Raw genomic sequence first — 1,778 nt, 5'->3', positions numbered from 1 at the left:
CCGCTCGATCTCGTGATCCTCGACGAACTCGGCTATCTGTCGTTCGCGCTGTCGGGCGGTCAGCTGCTGTTCCACCTCGTCAGCCGCCTTTACGAGCAGACCTCGATCGTGGTCACCACCAACCTCGCGTTCGGTGAATGACCGACGGTGTTCGGCGACGCACATGCCGACGTTCCTCAGCCCCATCATCAGGCTCGACATAGCGGGGTCAATGTTGGGCACCGATCGGGGGTCAAGATTCCACGCCGGTTGACATCGATGGGGAACGGACGGACATAACGGCCCCAATAGACGAGCAGGCGGACGGACGAAAGCCAAAGCCAAGGCCAGGCGAGCCATTGACCTGCCTAAGAACCTTGTTTAGCGCGCTTGCTCATCTGATCGTGCTCGATGCATATCATACAGGTTAGTTGTTAATGCTGAACGGCGCGAAGCAGCCTCGGGATCTGAACGGGCCTCGAAAAATAACGGTGATGTCGAACGCCGCGAATACGTTGATCCGGTTTCGTGGGCATCTGCTGGAATTACTGGTTCGGCGGGGGCACGATGTTCATGTGCTTGCTCCGGAATATAATACTGAGCAGGCGAAACACCTGAAAGACATGGGTGTTACTACTCACACCTATCATATCGACCGCGCGGGGCAGAATCCACTATCCGATCTGCGCACGCTGCGCGATCTCACGCGCTGGTTCCGTCGTGAACGACCCGACGTCAGCCTGACATTTTTCATCAAGCCGAATATATACGGCGGGCTCGCCGCAGCATTGGCCCGTGTATCGCGCCGCATCGGCATGGTGGAGGGCCTGGGCTACCTATTCATTTCGAGCGGCCCGGACGGGCTGGCCAAGCGGGCATCAAGAACTCTGGCCATCTCCTTGCTGCGCGCCTCGTTTGCCCGCGCCCATCGTGTCATCTTTCTCAACCCGGATGACCGCGCAGAATTTGTCGAGCGACGGATTGTTGCGCAGGATTGTACCATGTTGCTTGGCGGAATCGGCGTGGACCTTGACGAATTCGTCGACACCCCCGTCCCAGCCGGCCCGCCCTCGTTTCTGCTGATCGCGCGCATGCTGCGCGAAAAAGGCGTGCTGGAATTCGTCGAAGCGGCCGGCGTGCTAAAACGCGAGTTTACCGACGCACGCTTTCGTCTGGTCGGCGGACTTGATCCCAGCCCCGGAGGAATTTCCGCCGATCAGATGCGCGCCTTTGCCGCCACGGGCTCGGTGGAATGGTCGGGCGAACTGCCCGACGTGCGCCCCGCGATTGCAGAGGCGCGCGTCTATGTCCTCCCTTCCTACCGCGAAGGCGTGCCTCGCAGCACGCAGGAGGCGATGGCGATGGGCCGTGCGGTCGTCACATCGGATGTGCCGGGATGCCGCGAGACGGTGGTGCCCGGCGTCAACGGCTTCTTCGTGGCCCCGCGCGATGCACAAAGCCTGGTGGACGCGATGCGCCGCTTTTGTACCGATCCCGACCTTGCGGTTTCAATGGGCCGCGAGAGCCGGTTGATCGCCGAGGCAAGGTTTGACGTCAAGAAAGTGGACGAACGCCTGTACGCCACGCTCATGGGTGACGATCAGGCTTAGGGGTTAGGGCTGTCAGCCTATGGCAAGCGCCCTAGGTGTTTAGTCGGCATCTGGTGGATTGGATTGACGATGAACCGGTCTGGCTCTGAGGTCCAGATTTTGGCGATGTATTCGTAGTGTGTGAGGCCGCTCAGCGCCTTGAGCCGGCGAGCGAAGTTGTAGGCGGCCCTGAAGTCGGCGAGGTGCGTT

The 1,778-nt window shown here is 60.6% G+C and carries 1 protein-coding gene and 1 pseudogene; both read left to right on the top strand.

All coding sequences use genetic code 11. The annotated features are described in order from the left end of the window. A pseudogene (locus EJC47_RS20800) lies at positions 1-138 on the top strand (ATP-binding protein); the annotation flags it as partial. A gap of 278 nt (positions 139-416) precedes the next feature. Continuing rightward, a complete protein-coding gene (locus EJC47_RS20795; RefSeq protein WP_260591704.1) occupies positions 417-1,589 on the top strand; it encodes a glycosyltransferase family 4 protein in 1,173 nt (390 codons plus the stop codon). The last annotated feature ends 189 nt before the right edge of the window (positions 1,590-1,778 follow it).

The organism is Sphingomonas sp. TF3, assembly GCF_003985085.1.
Lineage (GTDB): Bacteria > Pseudomonadota > Alphaproteobacteria > Sphingomonadales > Sphingomonadaceae > Sphingomonas.
Note: the sequence above shows the minus strand (reverse complement) of the source record. Positions and strands in the feature narration are given on the sequence as shown.

Coding starts and splice junctions, on each gene's coding strand:
- EJC47_RS20795 (WP_260591704.1), top strand. CDS start 417: ATGCTGAACGGCGCGAAGCAGCCTCGGGATCTGAACGGGCCTCGAAAA.